The following is an 18867-nucleotide window of genomic DNA, read 5'->3' as shown; positions in this document are numbered from 1 at the left end:
TTTTGTGTTATGGGAAAAAATCTGGGGAAACTTTTTACGCTTTTACTTTTCATCCCGATATTTTTGGGAATTTTTGGAGGTTGTGATAAAACACCGCCAAAAACGGGAACATTGATGGATTTTGTACCTCAAAATGCTACAGTGGTCTTTAAAATTTCAAACTTTGAAGACTTGCAGGCAGATATTGAAGCTAGTTCCTTACTTTCAAAATTTGGAAAAACCCTGCCTTATTCTTTTTTTACTGAAAAGAAAGCTTTGTTGAAAAATCTGCACCCAAGCTCACAAAGTCTATTTTGTATAAATAAAGTGAATGATTCCCTTTCGGCATACACGTTTATTTCAAGACAGACAAAAAATCTTTTTAAACCAGATTCCCTTAAAAATAGGACCATCGAGACCTTAACGTTAGACGGCCAGTCATTCCAGCGCATTACACTCGACAAGGAAATTGCCTATTCTGCAATTATTGATAGCGTATTTGTAGTTTCTTCTTCACAACAACTATTACAGGATATTCTAAAAAGAAAAACCGAACGGGACGAAACTTTCAAAAAAGTTTTCAATCTGCCGTCCTCAAACGGATTTACAGCCTTAGTGCGTGGCAATAAAGTTGCATTGAACGATTCCACAAAAATAGCTTTCACTTCTTGGAGCGCGCTGGATGTTACAATCGCTCCAGAATCCTTCAAAGCTACAGGCATCACTTTGGCTACGGACAGCATTCCACAGCTTTTAAACGTTTTTAAAGGTCAAGTGCCCCAGCAAAATGAAGTTTCGGCTTTGGTACCAACAGATGCACTGGGCGTGATTAGTTTTACATTTAATGATGCCGAAAATTTTCAAAAAAACCTTCGAAACTTCCGAGGTGAAAAAAATACCGCACAAACCACAGGAATCTTTGGCTCTGTTAGCGAAGCTGGCTCCATTCAGTTTAAAACAGAAAGTGCTGTTTTTATAAAAAGTATTGACGCTTCTTTAACGAATGATGCTTTGGCGCGCTATGTTTCTGAAAAAAGTGAATTTCGCGAAATTAAAATTAGCAGTTTCAGTGAACCCCAACTGTTCCGAAAAACATTCTCACCTTTTATAGATTCTGAAAACGCAAATTATGTTTTTCAGCTTGACAACTTCTTTGTTTTCACTGAAAGCGAAATAACCGCACAGCAGATTATCAGTGATTTTCAAATCAACAATACTTTGAAAAACACTTCCTATTTTGAAAATACCGCAACAGATTTGAGCACAGCTTCTTCCTTATTGATTTTCAAAATGAAAGGGGAATTTTCAGAAGCTATTTCAGGGTTTTTTAATTCGAAGAGCAAAAAGGAGATTAAAAATATTTCTTTTGAAGAATTTCCGCTGGCAGCATTGCAGTTCAGCTATGACAGAAATTTTGCGCATCTAACATTGAGTTGTAAAGAAGCTGGCGCAGCTGTAAAAAGCATTTTGGGTATGGTTACTGAAAAATTCAGCTTAAAGCTTGAAAGTGCTGTTTTGGGAGACCCGCAACTAATTGAAGGCCAAAATGGAAATGGCAATATTGTAGTTCAAGATATGAACAACAAGCTTTATTTTATTTCGGAAAGCGGAAAAATTCTTTGGACCAAAAATCTTGGTTCCTCTATTTTAGGGAAGATTGAAGAAGTAGAAATTTTAGGGAGTAAACATATTGCCTTTGCTACAAAAGATGCATTTAATATTTTAGACCGAAACGGAAAAGACGCAAAAGGGTTTCCAATAAAGTTTAAAGACAATGTAACGCAGCCACTTTCAGTTTTTGATTATGACAATAATCGAAATTATCGGTTTGTGATTGTACAGGGTAAAGAAATGTTGCTATATGACAAAAACGGCAAGATTGTGAAAGGTTTTAATTTCAACAAAGCTAAAAGCAATATTGCGCAATCGCCCGTACATATTAGGATGGGCAATAAAGACTACATTGTGGTGGCTGAGGAAAGTGGAAAACTAAACATTTTGAGCCGTGTGGGAAAATCACGTGTTTCGGTTTCAAAAAATTTCAATTTTTCTGAAATACCCATTGCAGAGGAAGACAATACTTTTGTAGTGATTACGAAGGAAAATACCAAGGAGCGCATTTCTCAGGACGGAAAAATTTCTTCCCAAAAATTGGACGTAGGCAGCAACTATTGGTTTACTATACTTGGAAATACAAAAGTGACTTTGGACGATAACAAGCTCCGTATAAACGGAAAACTTGCTGAACTTCCTCTGGGGCTTTACACAAAACCACAACTCTTCAACATAAACCGAAATAGCTATACAACCATTACTGAAACCCAAGAAAAAAAGGTGTATGTTTTTGATAAGGACGGCTCGCTTTTAAACGGTTTTCCTGTTTATGGAGCTTCTGCCGCAACAATAGGTGAAGGCAACGGAAAGAACGTGAAAACCATTGTAGTTAAAGGTGATGCTGATGCTATAATTCTTTATTCAAGCAATTAATTTATAAATACTTAGGGTTTAAAAAGAGGTTGTTTAAGTATTTTGGTTAAATTTAATACGCAAACCAACTTTTTAAATTTTTATGAGAGCATTCCTCTCTATACTACTATTGCTAATAGCAGCTACTGCTTTTGGGCAAAATGCTTCGCAGGACAAAATGCCTACGCATAAAGACTCGATTATACTCCACAATTTCAGAACAAAGGTTTCGCAGACCATCAATGCAAATCCAGACAGTGCTTTAATTTATATTAAAAAATTAAAAAAATTCAGTGCCGAAAGAAGCTATTTAACCAGCCTTACAGATGCTGATTATCTAAACGCCCACTACTTTAGAAGAATTCAGAAACCCGATTCTGCTATATTTTACTTTAAGAAACAAATTACCGCATCAAAAAAAATAGATTATTTCCGTGGCATAGCACAAGGTTATAACGGGCTTTGCCGAACATATTATTTAATTGGTGAAATAGAAAATTCAATAGAAGCTGGAAATAAAGCCCTTGAATATTCACGGAAATTTGATGATTTAGGCAATATAATTTTAGCCGACACACAAAATGCTTTAGCAATCGCCTATTCACGCCAAAACAAGATGGAAGAAGCCATTAAACATTTGCTATTTGTAGATTCCATACATAAAAAAGAACCCATACGCGAAGATATCATTGCTGCTGCATATCAAAGTTTGGGAAATATTTATCTTGAACTTAAAGATTACGATGCCGCTGAAAATTATTATATTAAGGCAAATAAGGAATTCGAAAAAAATCCAGCTACGGGCACTTTTTATTTCAACACCACCAATGTTTTGTTGGGGCAGGTTTATTATCACAAAGGCCAGCTTGAAAAAGCAGATGGTTTACTTTCAAAAACACTCCTTTTTTATGAAAAGATAAAGGAAGAAAGAACCGTTGCAGAAATAAACAATTATTTAGGTTTAATAAATCTTGAAAAAGGAAATCTTGAAAAAGCGGAAACATATTTTCAAAACGCACTGAATTTTCAAAAGAAGAACGATTATTACCTAGAAGCTGCCCAATCCTCATTGCAACTTGGCAGGCTAAACATTCAAAAAGGAAAAGCCGTAAACGCTATTAATTTTCTGGAGAATGCAATAATATATAACGGTGAAATAAAAAATGGAACCATAGACGTAAGAGCGCATTCGCTACTCGCGGAAGCCTATGAAATTCAGGGAAACTACAAAGCCGCCTATATTAATTCAAAAATTGCAAAGAAAATTAACGATTCTATCCAACTGGTGCAAAGCACAGAAAAAATCAAAGAAATAGAAGGCCTGTACCAGACTGAAAGCAGAGATAAGGAAATTGCGTTGTTAACCACAAAAAATGAATTGGTGGAGCAACAAAAGAAAAACCAGCGCACTATGATTTGGGGAATATTGGCAATAATTGCAATTGCAGGTATTTTCGTGTTTTTCTTATTTAGGAACCGTCAAAAAACCACAAAAAAATTGCAGGAACTGGACACTGCCAAAAGTACATTTTTTGCAAATATATCACACGAATTCCGCACCCCCTTAACTTTAATAAATGGGCCTATTGAAGATCAACTTTCTTCAAAAAACCTCTCATCATCTGAAACAAAAAACCTAAAATCAGCACTTAGGAACACCAAACGCCTTAAAGATTTGGTAGATCAACTATTGGCATTGGCAAAGTTGGAAAGTGGAAATTTAAAATTGAATATTCAGAACGCCAATTTGCCTAGTTTTTTAATTGCCCATGCTGAGGGATTCTTATTTAGTTGCACTGAAAAAAACATACAATTTTCTGTTGACGTACAAAATGATGAAATAGAAGATTGGTTTGATCAGGACATTTTAGAAAAAATCCTCTATAATTTGATGGGCAACGCCATAAAATATACGCCAGAAAACGGTTTTATAACATTAAGCGGAAAAAGGCTAACCAATAAATTTGAAATTTCAGTTGCCAATACTGGCAAGTATATTACACAGGAACAACAGCAGAAAATATTTCAACGTTTTTATCAAACTAACACCAAAAATCCCGGATCCGGAATTGGGTTGGCGCTCACAAAAGATTTGGTTGAAATTCACAAAGGAACAATATCATTGAAAAGCGAAGAAAATGGACTTACAGAATTTAAAGTTATCCTACCTATCAAAAAAACTGATTTTGATGAATCACAAATTTTTCCTCAAAGTAATAAAATTGAATATATATATTCAATAGCTGTCACAGATGAAATAGTTGAAAAAGAATTTGTCCTGCCAGAAGATGCACCAGTTATTTTGGTAATTGACGACAACAAAGACATTCGCGATTACGTAAGCTCAATTTTTGAAACAACTTTTTCCGTTCATACCGCAAACGACGGAAAAGAGGGATTTGCCATGGCAATAGAAACCATCCCAGATATTGTTATAAGTGATGTAATGATGCCAGAGGAAGATGGTTTCACCTTAACAAAACACCTAAAGGAACACCAACTCACCTCACACATCCCAGTTGTTTTACTTACTGCCAAATCACAGATTACCTCAAAACTTGAGGCTTTGGGCATTGGTGCTGATGCCTATGTTACAAAACCTTTTAACAGTCAACTGTTAAAGGCAACTGTGGATAACCTCATTGAAAACCGAAGAAAACTACAACAGCGTTTTGCGCAAGAAGTTGTTTTAAAAGCAAAAGATATTGCCATTTCTTCTGAAGATGAAAAGTTTTTGGAAAAGCTACAAAAAGTGCTTGATGACCATTTGACAAAACCTGATTTTTCAGCAGAAATCTTTAGTGAAACTATGGGCGTAAGCCGCATGCAATTATACCGAAAATTAAAAGCGCTTACAGGCCAATCATCTACTGAATTTATTCGTTCACAACGATTGAAGTTGGCTTCATCTTTATTAAAATCCAATAAAATTTCTATTTCTGAAATTGGTTATACCGTTGGTTTTAACGATCCTTCCTATTTTACAAAATGTTTTAAACAAGAGTTTGGTTGTTCCCCTTCAGATTATCTTTTAAAATAAACCAAACACTTACTGAAGATTGCTTTAAACACAGGTTTGTTACATCTGTTATAGTTTTGGTTACAATATTTACAGTCCAATTACTCACTCCATTCTACTTTTACTTCATCTTTCCCCAATTATGAAAAAAAACAAACAATATTCAGGTGACCTGGGGATTGTACCGGGGAAACAGATTTATTTAAACATCAATAATCTGGCAAATGGGATATATACTTTAAAAATAATGCTCAACAATAAAGTGATAAAAGAAGTAACCTTTAAAAAATAAACCTTAATAATTAAAACAACATGAAAACAATTTTAACAATTCTATGTATTGGTATTACCAGTTTTTGCAATGCACAATTTTTGGACAAATTGGGCGATAGAGCTGCCGACGCAGTTGAACGCACAGTGGAAAGACGTGTAGAAAAAGAGGCCACAAAAAGTACGGATCGCGTACTAGACACTATTGTAGATTCTCCAAAAAAGAAAAAAGAGAAAAAGAAAAAAAGCAAAAAGAAGTCATCCAACAGAAATGTAATTGGAGGAGACCCAGTTGAAGATAATTCAAATAATTCAAGCTCTCAAAACAGTGATGCCGCCAAAAAAGACGAAGGCGAAGAATAAAAAACACTCTAGATTTTAGACAAAATTTTAAAATAACTATTTATAAAAATTCAACACCTATGAAAACATTGCTCAATACCTTCATTTTATTATTTATTACATCCATTGCAATTTCACAAAACAATTGCAGTAAATTTTATCCACTTAATGAAGGAACTAAATTTCAAATCACCGTTTATGACCATAAAGAAAAGCCATCCGCCATTATAGATTATGACGTTGTGAATGTTAGAAAATCTGGCGGTGATAAAATTGGCACAATCAATTCTGTTATGACCGATGGAAAAGGAAAGCAAATTACTGAAACCTCTTTTGACGTTAGCTGTAACGGAGAAGTAGTTTCGGTAGATTTCAAGTCACTGATCAATCCACAGATTTTTGAACAATTTGGCAATATGGATTATGAAATAACAGGCACCAATATGGAGTGGCCCAATGAACTTTCTGTTGGGCAAAAGTTGCCCGATGCAACGATGGATATGAAAATAAGCATGAGTGGCATCAATATGAACATGACGTTAAAAATTACAGACCGAAAGGTAATTGGCAAAGAAACCATTACATCACCCGCCGGTAGTTTTAACTGTTTTGTTATAACTCACACAACAGATATGAAAATGGGAGTGAGTCAGCGCTCAACCTCTAAACAGTGGGTGACTGAAAAAATGGGAGCTATCAAATCTGTAAATTATGACAAAAACGGCAAAGTTACCGGAAGTAGTTTGCTTACTAAATTTGAAGAATAAACATTCAAAAAAATAAAAAAACCGCCAAAAATTTGGCGGTTTTTTAAGGTTAAGTGAATAATTAATTGTGGGGACTTATTGTTTGATAATTTGTTTAGTAACGGAGCCCATATCTGTACTTATTTTTACAAAATAAACAGCACTTTGCAATGTAGTAACATCTACTTGATAATGGGTATTGGTTGAAAGGTCTATATTCATCAGTCTTCTTCCACTTACATCAAAAATTTCCAAAGCACTAACTTTAGCTTCCGGAGATACAATGTTCAATAAATTGCTTGTTGGGTTTGGAAATACAGAAACTTTATCTAACGCACTTGCAGCATCTCCTAAAATTTGATTGCTTCTAAACTGTAATGTAAAGCGGCTGTTATAAGTTCCTTTTTCTGCTTTGAAGGTGTAGCTTTGTTGTGATAAATTGGTTGTAATATTCTTTTCATTATCTATTAAAAATACAGTAACATTATCAAAAGCTGGTCCTTGAATATCTTTTATTGTAATAGTATATTCAAGATTTTCATCCAACAAACTGGAGAAGCCCATAAGGACTTTTGCACCATCCTCAAAAGCTTCGCGACTCTGGATACCCAATTCTTTACTGCCATCTTCAAAATGTGTGTATAACGAAAGTACATTTGCTAGTCTTCGGCTGTCATAGCCTTGATCCAATCCTGCTGTAGTTAATGCAGAAAAGCCAATAAGCGTGTTATTCTGCATTTGATACTGATCGTTTTTAATTTGTACCCAAATTCTATTATTGCTATCCATTACAGGACGGTTAGCAGTATTGTTATGTCCAGTCACTCTCATAGCGTTTGAAAAAGTAGCTACTCCAACAGCCGTTGCCTTAATTCCAAATCCTTGCCCTGTTGATATATATCCACTTGGATCAGTTTGAGTTGGATCTGACGGTGCAGGGGTTCCTCCCATAAGGTTATACATAGAAATATCTTCCATACTAAAATTCATAGTATATGCTCCAGGCAATAATGGACTTGGTGGTGTATTTGGATTCCAGAAATATACTTCATCAACCATAGCATTTGCATTAATAAAATCTGCAGCACTTATAGCTGAAGGATATGGATTGGCCAATACATTAGGGCTACTATTTCTGCTGCCGTTGTATTTAACGGCGAAGTCAACATCTCCGGTATTTAGCGTTCCTTGTTCAAAGGTCATGTCATACGTTTTATTACCATCATTTCCGTTTAATTGTGGACGGGCAATATATCCTTCGCCAGGGTTTACTGTTCCTGTGAAACTAACCCAGTTGTCATAATTGTCATCGGCAAAATTTTCAGCGCCTGGAAACTGGGATGCAACGGCTGGATTTGGTAAAAAGTTTTCTGTAAGGTGGTTTAGGAACATATAAGAATTTCCAAACACTCCATCACGTGTTTCTGTAGTCATCGGACTTCCTACGACAACAAATACCCTTGGTACCATAAAAGGTGTGGTGTAGTTTACATTGATGGTTCCATTGTTGGTTACAATAGCATCGTCTTCAGCCTGAACTACACTTCCTTGGTGCTGTACAATTAGATTTCCATTAACCGTGATGTCTTTTGTTACATTAAGATAATCTTCGGCAGCAACAGTAAGTGTTTTGTTGGCATCTATCTCACAACTACAGGCATCTATGCTTCCTTTTGCCGCAGTGTCATAATTACTGCTAATTTTCGCATTTGAACCAAGCCCAGGAGCACCATCGCTCCAATTACTTCCAGAATAAGTTGTTGTGTCTGCCGCTACAGTTACAGTGGCTGTACAAGATGATTTGTTTGCATAGTCATCTTCAACTGTAAGGGTTACATTAAATGTTTGCCCAACATCTTTACAGGTAAATGTTGTTTGTCCTGTGAGAGTTCTTTTCGTTATCCCAAAATTATCTGTAGAACCATTGTCAATATCTGTAGCGGTAATGGTCACACTACCTGTAACTTTGTCTAAAGTAGCAGTATAATTTTGGCAAATGGCAACCGGATCTACATTATCAAAAAATGGATCTTTTAAAATAATAAGTCCCTCATCCAAATCACTTACGATAATATTTCCGCTTTTAAAGAAAGGATATACATTCCAAGCACCATAAAAAGAAGCAATATCAGTACTCGGGTGTGTATCAAAATGGTTAATCTCAGTCATTGAAGGGGTGGAGTTATATAGGCCATCTACTTTTAAAACTCTCATACCAGCATTATAATTAGCTAAATAAAAACGATTCCCTACAACGTAACCATTATGGTCAATAGCTGCTGTGGGACCTTCGTATGTATAGTGCAAAGTAGGATTATCCAGATCTTCCAAATCAAATACAAAAGTACGAGTACCTCCTCCAATGTTTTCTTCATCTACTTCGTCACCAGCTATAAAAAACTTTTTATCCTCAGTAAACCAACCTTGATGCGTATAGTACATATTTGGATAGGTTACGGAAGAAATAAGTGTTGGACTATTTTTATTTGTAACATCAATAATATTGACTTTTTTGTTTCCACCAAAAGCTCCCACCAGAATCTCATGTCCTTGATAATCTGGGTCTGGACCGTCATATAAAACAACCTGAGCGTCATGACAATATCCCCAAGTTGCCAAGTTGCCGGCAACTGTTGGGTTTGTAGGATTATTGTTAAGGTTTAGTATCCTTGGACCTCCACTATTTCGATTAGATCCTAAAAGGTATAGATAGCCAGTGTCTTCATTAATGATTATGTTATGGGTAGTGGAAACACCAGTGTATGATCCATCTGTTGTAAATGTTCTCATACTTCCACCTATTGGACTCGTAGACAGATTTCTAAGTCTTGTAAGATCAAAAATTTGAACGCCAAAACTTGTACTTTCACTTACTATATAGGCATAATTATTATAAACTTTTACATCGTGCCACCAGCTCGTTTTACCACCAGTAGAATTTAATTTTCCCAAAAATCGTGGACTTGTTGGTGTTGAAATATCCACAAACGCGATACCATCATTTAATGTTACTAGCGCATATTCTTTGTTGTCTAGTGGGTCCGTCCATCCCCAAGAATCCTGTGCTTCCATTGGATTGCTTCCCGAATAAGCTTTACCTCCTAAATTGGCAATACTTATATGTCCTTGCAAAGTAAGGCCATCACAAGGAAAACCACCCGCCATTCCACCAACACAAGGAGTTTGTGAAAAAAGTAAAGGGGCGCTAAGCATTAAAAAGAATTGTAATAAACGTTTCATAAATAAGTAGGTTTTAGGTATAGCCGTGCTAATTAAAATATAGATGAGTTGGGATTATTCGTTTATAAAGATAAATTCTACAGAGTGTAGGAATACTATTGACCAAGAAAAGAGTGGCCGCAATAGCTGGCCACAACATAAGTAGTTCTATTTTCATAATTTGGGGTTGTTGAAAATATTTGGTACAATAATAAAACATAATTCCGATAAAGTGCAAATTTTTTGGGTAAAAAGTTAAAATTTTTAAGAAATAACTTATTAATTATCATTTGTTTCTTACAAATTCATTTTTTTTAAAATTTATGTAAAGATTATATCTGGAAAATACTATTTATATTTAAACTCATGCAAGCAAACTTGACTCACTCCAATAGTCCTTTAATGGAAATAGACCTTTCTAAATATGGATTTGCGGGCTATTCTTTGATTATAAAGCGCGAAGATCTACTCCATCCCTTTGTTTCTGGCAATAAATTCAGAAAACTGAAATACAACCTAAAAGCTGCACAAGCGCAAAATCACACTACTTTGTTAACTTTCGGCGGGGCTTTTTCAAACCATATTGCGGCGGTAGCTGCTGCAGGTAAAGAATTGGATTTTAAAACTATTGGAATTATTCGCGGTGATGAACTCAAGGATAAAATATCAGAAAACCCTACACTTTCCTTTGCTCATGATTGTGGAATGCAGCTATATTTCGTTTCTCGTGAAGTTTATAGAAGCAAAAATGATTCTGAATTTATAAATAGTTTAAAAGAACAATTTGGCAATTTTTATGTTCTTCCCGAAGGTGGCACCAACGCTTTGGCCATAAAAGGATGCGAAGAAATCTTAACCGAAACAGATATGTCTTTTAACTATATCTGTGTTTCCGTAGGCACAGGCGGTACGATGGCCGGGCTTGTAAAAGCATCAAATGATAACCAACAAGTTTTGGGCTTTTCGGTCTTAAATGGAACTTTTCAAACTTCTGAAATTGAAAAATACACTTCCAAAACCAATTTTGAAATTACGGATGCCTACTGTTTTGGTGGTTATGGCAAAATAGATACTGATTTAATACGTTTTATGAATGGATTTAAGAATAAGACCAACATTCCACTGGATCCAGTCTATACCGGAAAAATGATGTTTGGCATAATGGATCTACTAAAAAAGGGGTATTTCAAAGAAAATAGCCGTATTTTTGCGGTCCATACCGGAGGCCTTCAAGGTATTGAAGGAATGAACCAGAAATTGAAAAAGAAAAACCTACCTATAATTGAATAAAATGATTGGCAGAACAGTTACCCTTCTTCTTATATGTATTGTTTGTTTTAGTAGTTGCAAATCAAAAAAAACCGCTGTCAAACACCGAAAAAAACATAATACCGAAAGGGTTGTCAAGGTTAAACAACCTATAAAGGAAAAAGATACAAAGGCAGAAGAGCCTGAAGTTGTGGTGGTTCCCATAAATATTCCTTACAGTGAACGTGTAGCTAATTATATTAATGAATTCAGAGATATTGCTCAAGAAGAAATGCTTCAGTACGGAATTCCCGCTAGTATTACTCTGGCCCAAGGAATACTTGAAAGTGGCGCCGGAGCGGGTGAACTTACTATGAAAGCCAACAACCATTTTGGTATAAAATGCCATACTGGGTGGGAAGGCGATCGGGTTTACCACGATGATGACGAAAGGGGGGAATGTTTTAGAAAGTACAACGATCCAAAATATTCTTATAGGGACCATTCCTTGTTTTTAACGCAACGTAGCAGATACCAAGATCTTTTCAAACTTAGAAAAGACGATTATAAAGGGTGGGCAAAAGGCTTGCGGAAAGCAGGTTATGCTACAGACCCCAAATACCCAGATAAGCTAATCGGCATAATTGAAAGATACAATCTTGATGCATATGACGAAGAAGTGCTAGGCAAAAAAGTGAGCACCACAAGTCCAGATGATTCTAAAATTGGCACTTATTCCGTACAGGCCGGTGATACGCTTTACAGTATTTCAAGACGTTTTAATCTTACCGTGGAAACACTAAAAAGCTATAATGGTTTGCGAAGTAATGATATTTCCATAGGTCAGGTTTTATATCTGCATCCGTTGAAAAACCAGTAAAAAACTTTCAATCGCAATCGCAGTTTTCAGTAATTTTTTCTTCAATTATTAATACCAATTTCTTAAAAATATTATGAAATATAAAAGAAGCAGTTCCCTTTTCGCAGAGGCACAAAAAGTTATTCCCGGTGGTGTAAACTCACCTGTTCGTGCCTTTAAAGCCGTTGGAGGCGATCCTATTTTCGTTGAAAAAGCAAAAGGAGCTTATCTATATGATGTTGATGGCAATAAACTGATTGACTATATAAACTCTTGGGGGCCAATGATTCTTGGCCACGCTTATGAGCCTGTGGTAAATGCCGTTGTTGAAAAAGCACAAAAAGGAACCTCCTTCGGGATGCCCACGGAAATTGAAACTGAAATCGCTGCCCTCGCAGTTGCTATGGTTCCCAATATTGATAAGATCCGTTTTGTTAATAGTGGGACTGAAGCTTGTATGAGTGCTGTGCGCCTTGCACGAGGTTTTACAGGGAAAGATAAAATCATAAAATTCGCTGGTTGTTATCACGGCCATAGCGATTCTTTCTTAATTCAAGCCGGTAGCGGTGCAGTTACTTTCGGAACCCCAAACAGCCCGGGCGTTACTGAAGGAACCGCAAAAGACACGCTCTTGGCAACGTATAACGACTTAAAAAATGTGGAAGCAGTAATTGCCGCTAATAAAAACGAAATAGCTTGCATTATCCTTGAGCCCGTTGCAGGAAATATGGGCTGCATCCCTCCTGCCAAAGGCTTTTTGGAAGGCTTGCGGAAACTTTGTGACGAAAACAATATCCTTTTAATTTTTGACGAAGTAATGACTGGTTTCCGTCTTGCCGCCGGTGGCGCGCAGGAATTGTTCGGGATTAAGGCCGATATTATATGCTTCGGAAAAGTGATTGGTGGTGGACTTCCAGTTGGTGCTTTTGCAGCAAGAGCAGAAATAATGGATTATTTGGCGCCTATTGGCCCTGTTTATCAAGCTGGGACTTTAAGTGGAAATCCATTGGCTATGGCCGCTGGTTTGGCAATGTTGAAGGAGCTAAATAAAAACAAAGAAGTTTTCAATTCAATAAATAAAAAGACGGAATACCTCCATAAAGGTTTGAATGAAGTGCTTACTTCAGCAAATGTGAAGTTTACAATCAACAGGATCGGGTCAATGATTTCGGTGCATTTTTCTGAAAAACCTGTGACTGACTTCGCTTCTGCTGCGGAAGCGAACAACGAAAATTTCAAGATATTCTTCCACGGATTGCTGAACGAAGGCATTTATATTGCCCCCAGTGCTTTTGAAACTTGGTTTATTTGTGACGCCCTTAGCTATGAAGACTTGGATGCCACCATTGCGGCTTGTGGGAAAGTTGCGAAGACTTTAAAATAAAGTAGGAAACCAGAGAGGCACAGAGAACACAGGTGGTTTTTTAAATTATAAAAAAAAGCCCCTTTCTAAGTATAGAAAGGGGCTTGATATTAAATATAATTAATCACTAATTATTCGTTTTTAGCCATTGGGCGTATTGGTCTGCAGTCAAGGTTTTTTTCATTGCCTCTTTTAACTGATCGTCCAGCTTTTTCTTTTCTGCAGTGTTATCTGCGTTTTTTTGATAGCCAACTTCTTTTGCTACAAGTGCTCTAAATACCGCACGACCTTGGTCACCGTTTAGACCCAATGTTTCAGTGAGTTTTGCAGTTTCGGTTTTTGCAATTACCTCTGGTCTGCTCTTATCTTGCGACAACTCTTGTGCAGAGCTTGTTTGGATGCCCATAAACATGGTTGCTGCAAATGCAAATATTGTTAGTAGGTTTTTCATTTTTTACAAATTTTGATTTTAAAGTTACTAATGTAACTATTTTGCATATAACTAAAACAATAACCAGACCAAAAGTATCAATTTTAAGAAAATTTTATTGCCGCGACTTTCTCTCCATATTTCTTTTAGCCTTTGATCTGTCTCGTTTATGGCCTTGTTGAAGCTCCCATTTTGTCATTTGTTCTTCGGTAAGAATTTCTTTCAAGTCCTTTTTCATTGCGATACGGCGGTCCATCATTGCGCTTTTGGCCTCGTACTTCTGGGTATCGGTCATTTCTTTCCAGTTTTCTGGGCGTTCGGGTCTTTCGTTTTCCGCTTTTAAAATAAGTTGTTTCACTTTTTGTTGTTGTGAAGCGGTAAGATCTAAGGCCAGGGTCATTTTTTTGGTTTTTAGATCTGCTCTTTGTTCGGGGGTGAGATTCGCTTTCATCTCTTTGCGGTTTTCTTTTCTTTCAGAATTCTTATTCTGTGCATTTATTGCGAAAGTGGCTAGGGCCATAAAGATTATCAGTATTTTTTTCATGATGTTTTTTTTAAATGTTCAACATAACTATGACATTGAAAACCTGATTAGGTTTAATTACTTAAAAATCTTTAGTTGTAAGCAAAAGAATCCTCAAATCGTATTCTTTACTAACTGCAAGGGCTGGTTGCCTAAATAGAAGTTTTTTGATTTTATTAAATGTGATAGTTTTAACTTATTAAATATTAAAAACCATCGCTCGTGTTTCTGGCAGGGATGCTAGACCCCTTATGCCAAAAAGGAGGAAAAAAGCGTGGGCGGTGGTTTGTTTATTTATAACAAAAAGGAACCGCTTTACAACGGTTCCTTTTTGTTATAAACTAATTAGTATTTAAAAATTATTCTACCACAAAACGCAAGACGTTGTTATGGTCTTCAAACTTCAACACATAAACGCCTAAAGTAAGATCTGAAATATTGATGCTGCTGTTGCTGGCATCAACGGTTTGTTGTTTTACTTTTTGGCCAAGCATATTGTAGATGGCCACGTTGTATTCTTCATTAAGGTTTGATAAATTAATGGTGGTATTTGCTGGGTTTGGATATATGGAAACGTTGCTCAGGGCTTCGTTTTCATTTATTCCTACGGTTACGCAAGGGGCTGGTGCTGTTCCTGCATTTGGTACGTTTAAATTACAAGTTCCATCTGCTGAAAAAGTTGCAGTAAGGTTAATTGGCCCACCATCAGACGGCATCTGTACGCCCACAAACATGTGTGGTGAAGTTAAACCTACTACGGAAACTGAAGCGGTTCCATCACCAGTTAAATCTAAGGTTCCTGTTGCTGGCGGGTTCTCAAAACCAACAATTATATCTGCTGTAAAGAAGTCATCACTGCCATCGCTGGGCGTTCCATTGTCATTACACGGAGAGATGTTTGTAGCATCAATAACAGAAATATCACAGGCATTTGGATCGCAAGTATAGTTTGGCAATACATAACCTCTGGCAGTAAACCTATCTGTAAAGGCATCGATTTCTGCACAAGTGTAGCCCATATCTATTGCGGCTTGACGCACTGCGATTGCTGCGTTTTGTTGGTTGGTACCGCTATTGGTCATAGCTAGGCCTTCCCAAACGGCTGCATCCATTTTTTCTCTTCCGATGATTTCCCAAATTTCAAGCAGTACTGAAGCCCAAATTTGTCCGTCTGTGTGGATAGAACCGGTAAGCCCGCCAGGATACATTGCGCTATAATTGGTTACCCTTCCGTTCCAGAATGGATTGTGTCCATCCCATCCGAAAACCCAGAAATATTGTGGGTCCGTAATATCCCAAAAACCTGTGCTTCTTTTGTAGGAGTTTGCCCAGTAGTCGCCTGTTCCTTCACTTAACCCATTTACTTGGCTTAGGCTTCCATTGGTAATAAAGTCGTGAAGCCCATGGCCCAATTCGTGAAGCACTACGTCCATATCTTCTGCATCATCTACACCCCCTTCGCCAAACTGAAGGCTACCGGCACTGTAAAAAGAATTGTCTGCACCATTGGCTCCGTGTGGGTCATAACGAACCACCCCACCGTTGTATATTGAAACCAAAGGAATGCCCAAATCATCATTGATGTAACGGAAACTTTTATCTATATGGTGATAGCAGTTTGCGGCTTCAAAACCTTGTTCGTCACGTGTAAAGTCAAAATCTGGCGAGGTTTGAAGAAATAATCCGGTAGAAGGAGCGCCTAATTCTGCTATTTCTGTATATGGTCCTCTCAACCTATAGTTTGTACCGTCAAACTCAATATCCAAAAGAGTAACTGCGGTTCGGGCAGCGTCAAGTTGGGCATTGGTTTGGTCGTTATTGTCCACATAATTTCCACCGTAAGTACTTCCGGTTTTGGTAAGGGGGTCTGGATCAAAAACCATTGCCGTACCAGTTGCCACGGTTGTTGTTGGGTTTTTTATTCCTTTTGGATTGTTTTCACCTCCTTTTTTGTGGTAGATAGCAATGTCTTGCGTGCTTAAAATAGCTCCTGTTTTTGCATCAACAATAGTTTCCCAGTTTCCCATGCGGAATTCAGACATAGTGGTTACTCGGTAAACCAACTGAGTGCTTCCTAACTTGTTATAAACATATAGTTTTATTTCTTTTTGGGAAATGTACCCTTCAATGTTCAAAGCAGATTTTGCAGCGTTCAACGCATCATCTTCAGAAATTGAAGGATTGGTGTCTATTGTTTCCACAGCTGTGTTAAAAGTGCTGGCGTGGTAGGTTACTTGATTGTTGTTAGAAACGTGAACCGCAACTGAAGAATCAAAAACCTCAACACCATTAACCGTGTGATAAAATCGGAATGTCTCGCCTGAAGGGCCCGCATGGCTGTTCAGCATAGCAAAACTTTGATTTGTTTTGTTGATGGGCATATTGGCGTCCATCCAAGTTTGCGCAACACTTTCTTTACTGCTCTGGGCAAAGAAAAGCTGTGTAAAACAAACTAATAGCGAAGTGAATAATAGTTTTTTCATAAAAAAATTAGGTTTAAAATTTGTGAATAGGTTTCCAAATGTAATGTTAATGGATTATAATTCAAAGGGTTTCGGGGTAAAGTAATTTGAAAATTATTGAAAGGATTAGTTCTTTCAATAACAAAAAAAGGAAACCACATTGCCGTAATTTCCTTTTTTTAAATATGTATAAAATTTGTTTATAAAACCGAAACCATTAAGTTTTCATCTGTCTTTTCCACCTTCGCAACTTTGGAAGCTGTCAATCCTTTTATGGACTTATCCCACTTTTTGTTGCTCAAGCCGCTTTGGGTTTTAAGCGCTTCCAAAGCAATGGGCGAGTTGGCTTTCAATATGGTATAAACCGTTTTTTCGTCCTCGGTCATTTCCACTTTTTTCTTTTCGGGGCGCATTTGCGGGAAGAAAAGCACTTCCTGTATGGAAGGGTTGTTGGTTAAAAACATAACCAAACGGTCCATCCCGATACCCATACCGCTGGTTGGAGGCATACCGTACTCCAAAGCACGAAGAAAGTCATAATCTATAAATGCGGTTGCTTCGTCATCGCCCCTGTCTGCCAATTTTAATTGCGCTTCAAAACGCTCGCGTTGGTCTATGGGGTCGTTCAGCTCGCTGTAAGCATTTGCTATTTCCTTGCCGCAGACCATTAGTTCAAAACGCTCGGTTAGTTCAGGATTGTCGCGGTGTTCTTTACATAGCGGACTCATTTCCTTTGGGTAATCTGTAATGAAAGTTGGCTGGATATAATTGCCTTCACATTTTTCGCCAAAAATTTCATCGATCAACTTGCCTTTGCCCATTGTTTCGTCCACAGGAATTTTCATGTCCAAAGCAGCTTTGCGGATTTCATCCTCAGTCTTTCCAGTGATGTCAAAACCTGTGAAATGCTTGATAGACTCTGCCATCGTTACCCTTGGATAAGGGGCTTTGAAATCTATTTGATGTTCCCCGAAAGTAGCTTTGGAGGTTCCATTTACTTGTATCGCACAAAATTCCAGCAATTGCTCACAGAAATCCATCATCCAGTTGTAATCTTTATAGGAAACGTAAATTTCCATCGCGGTAAATTCTGGGTTGTGGGTGCGGTCCATCCCTTCGTTTCGGAAGTTTTTGGAGAATTCATACACACCGTCAAAACCACCGACAATCAGCCTTTTTAAGTATAATTCATTTGCAATTCGCATATATAATGGAATATCCAATGAATTGTGATGCGTAATGAAAGGTCGCGCCGCAGCACCGCCTGGAATTGGTTGCAAAACTGGAGTTTCCACTTCAAAATAGCCACGTTCGTTAAAGAACGTTCGCATGGCGTTGAAAAGTTTGGTTCGCTTTACGAAAATTTCTTTCACATGCGGATTCACCACCAAATCTGCGTAGCGTTGGCGGTAGCGTTGCTCTGGATCTGTAAAAGCATCGTGTACTTTTCCTTCAGCATCAACACGCGGTTGCGGCAAAGGTTTTAGAGCTTTGCTCAAGAGGGTGAAATTTTTCACCATTATGGTTTTTTCGCCAACTTGTGTTTTGAAAAGTTCGCCTTCAATACCTATGAAATCACCAATATCAAGTAGTTTTTTATAAACGTCGTTGTAATGGCTCTTGTCTTCGCCTGGGCAAATTTCATCGCGATTAAAGTAAACCTGTATGCGTCCGTCTGCATCCTGAAGTTCAGCAAATGAAGCCGATCCTTGGATTCTTCGGGACATCAACCTTCCTGCAACCACCACCTTTTTTCCTTCTTCAAAATTCTCCTTTATCTTTTTTGAAGTGTTGTTTACAGGATATAAATCTGCGGGATAGGGGTTTATTCCACGCTCGCGCAATTGGTTTAGTTTTTCTCTTCGGATGATTTCCAGTTCAGACAGTTGCATAAAATTGTTTCTAAAATAATAAGTTTGCAAAGGTAGGGAAATGAAGTGC

13 protein-coding genes are annotated in these 18867 nt (G+C 37.4%); 8 read left to right on the top strand and 5 right to left on the bottom strand.

Going from position 1 to position 18867, the window contains the following annotated elements; genetic code table 11:
- The first annotated feature begins 9 nt into the window (after positions 1 to 9).
- The 5 genes from Q2U82_RS07155 (at position 10) to Q2U82_RS07135 (ending at position 6843) form a co-directional block, all read left to right on the top strand.
- Complete coding sequence (locus Q2U82_RS07155; RefSeq protein ID WP_410007001.1) at positions 10 to 2466, top strand: hypothetical protein; 2457 nt, start codon at positions 10 to 12, stop codon at positions 2464 to 2466.
- Positions 2467 to 2548: 82 nt separating this feature from the next.
- Positions 2549 to 5485 (top strand): response regulator, encoded by a 2937-nt coding sequence (locus Q2U82_RS07150; protein ID WP_410007000.1) that lies wholly within the window; start codon positions 2549 to 2551, stop codon positions 5483 to 5485.
- 121 nt (positions 5486 to 5606) lie between these two features.
- Positions 5607 to 5756, top strand: a complete 150-nt coding sequence (locus Q2U82_RS07145; RefSeq protein ID WP_410006999.1) for a hypothetical protein — start codon at positions 5607 to 5609, stop codon at positions 5754 to 5756.
- Positions 5757 to 5776: 20 nt separating this feature from the next.
- Positions 5777 to 6097, top strand: coding sequence for a hypothetical protein (locus tag Q2U82_RS07140; RefSeq protein WP_410006998.1), 321 nt, complete (start codon positions 5777 to 5779; stop codon positions 6095 to 6097).
- Positions 6098 to 6156: 59 nt separating this feature from the next.
- Entirely contained in the window at positions 6157 to 6843 is a 687-nt protein-coding gene (locus Q2U82_RS07135) for a hypothetical protein (protein ID WP_410006997.1), read from the top strand.
- Positions 6844 to 6918: 75 nt separating this feature from the next.
- Here the strand turns inward: Q2U82_RS07135 and Q2U82_RS07130 are convergent, their stop codons facing one another.
- Complete coding sequence (locus Q2U82_RS07130) at positions 6919 to 10062, bottom strand: choice-of-anchor B family protein (RefSeq protein WP_410006996.1); 3144 nt, start codon at positions 10060 to 10062, stop codon at positions 6919 to 6921.
- Between the two features lie 381 nt (positions 10063 to 10443).
- Between Q2U82_RS07130 and Q2U82_RS07125 the strand changes: the two genes are divergently transcribed.
- The 3 genes from Q2U82_RS07125 to hemL all read left to right on the top strand — a co-directional run bounded on the left by Q2U82_RS07125 (position 10444) and on the right by hemL (position 13532).
- Positions 10444 to 11331 carry a 1-aminocyclopropane-1-carboxylate deaminase/D-cysteine desulfhydrase gene (locus Q2U82_RS07125; RefSeq protein WP_410006995.1) on the top strand — a complete coding sequence of 296 codons (888 nt, stop codon included), beginning with the start codon at positions 10444 to 10446 and terminating at the stop codon, positions 11329 to 11331.
- A 1-nt stretch (position 11332) separates the two neighbouring features.
- Complete coding sequence (locus tag Q2U82_RS07120; protein ID WP_410006994.1) at positions 11333 to 12169, top strand: glucosaminidase domain-containing protein; 837 nt, start codon at positions 11333 to 11335, stop codon at positions 12167 to 12169.
- Positions 12170 to 12242: 73 nt separating this feature from the next.
- Entirely contained in the window at positions 12243 to 13532 is a 1290-nt protein-coding gene (gene hemL, locus Q2U82_RS07115; protein WP_410006993.1) for a glutamate-1-semialdehyde 2,1-aminomutase, read from the top strand.
- Between the two features lie 106 nt (positions 13533 to 13638).
- On the opposite strand, the gene Q2U82_RS07110 is transcribed toward hemL, so the two are convergent.
- The 4 genes from Q2U82_RS07110 to lysS form a co-directional block, all read right to left on the bottom strand.
- The gene (locus Q2U82_RS07110; protein ID WP_410006992.1) at positions 13639 to 13962 is read right to left on the bottom strand and encodes a hypothetical protein; all 324 of its coding nucleotides are present in this window, start codon (positions 13960 to 13962) and stop codon (positions 13639 to 13641) included.
- A gap of 94 nt (positions 13963 to 14056) precedes the next feature.
- Positions 14057 to 14485 (bottom strand): hypothetical protein, encoded by a 429-nt coding sequence (locus tag Q2U82_RS07105; RefSeq protein ID WP_410006991.1) that lies wholly within the window; start codon positions 14483 to 14485, stop codon positions 14057 to 14059.
- A 338-nt stretch (positions 14486 to 14823) separates the two neighbouring features.
- Positions 14824 to 16947 (bottom strand): T9SS type A sorting domain-containing protein, encoded by a 2124-nt coding sequence (locus Q2U82_RS07100; RefSeq protein WP_410006990.1) that lies wholly within the window; start codon positions 16945 to 16947, stop codon positions 14824 to 14826.
- Positions 16948 to 17126: 179 nt separating this feature from the next.
- Positions 17127 to 18818, bottom strand: a complete 1692-nt coding sequence (gene lysS, locus Q2U82_RS07095; protein WP_410006989.1) for a lysine--tRNA ligase — start codon at positions 18816 to 18818, stop codon at positions 17127 to 17129.
- Positions 18819 to 18867 lie beyond the last annotated feature (49 nt).

The sequence above is a fragment of the Aequorivita nionensis genome (genome assembly GCF_046352995.1).
Taxonomy (GTDB): domain Bacteria; phylum Bacteroidota; class Bacteroidia; order Flavobacteriales; family Flavobacteriaceae; genus Aequorivita; species Aequorivita nionensis.
The sequence above is the reverse complement of the archived record's forward strand: the minus strand, read 5'-3'. Positions and strand labels throughout refer to the sequence as shown.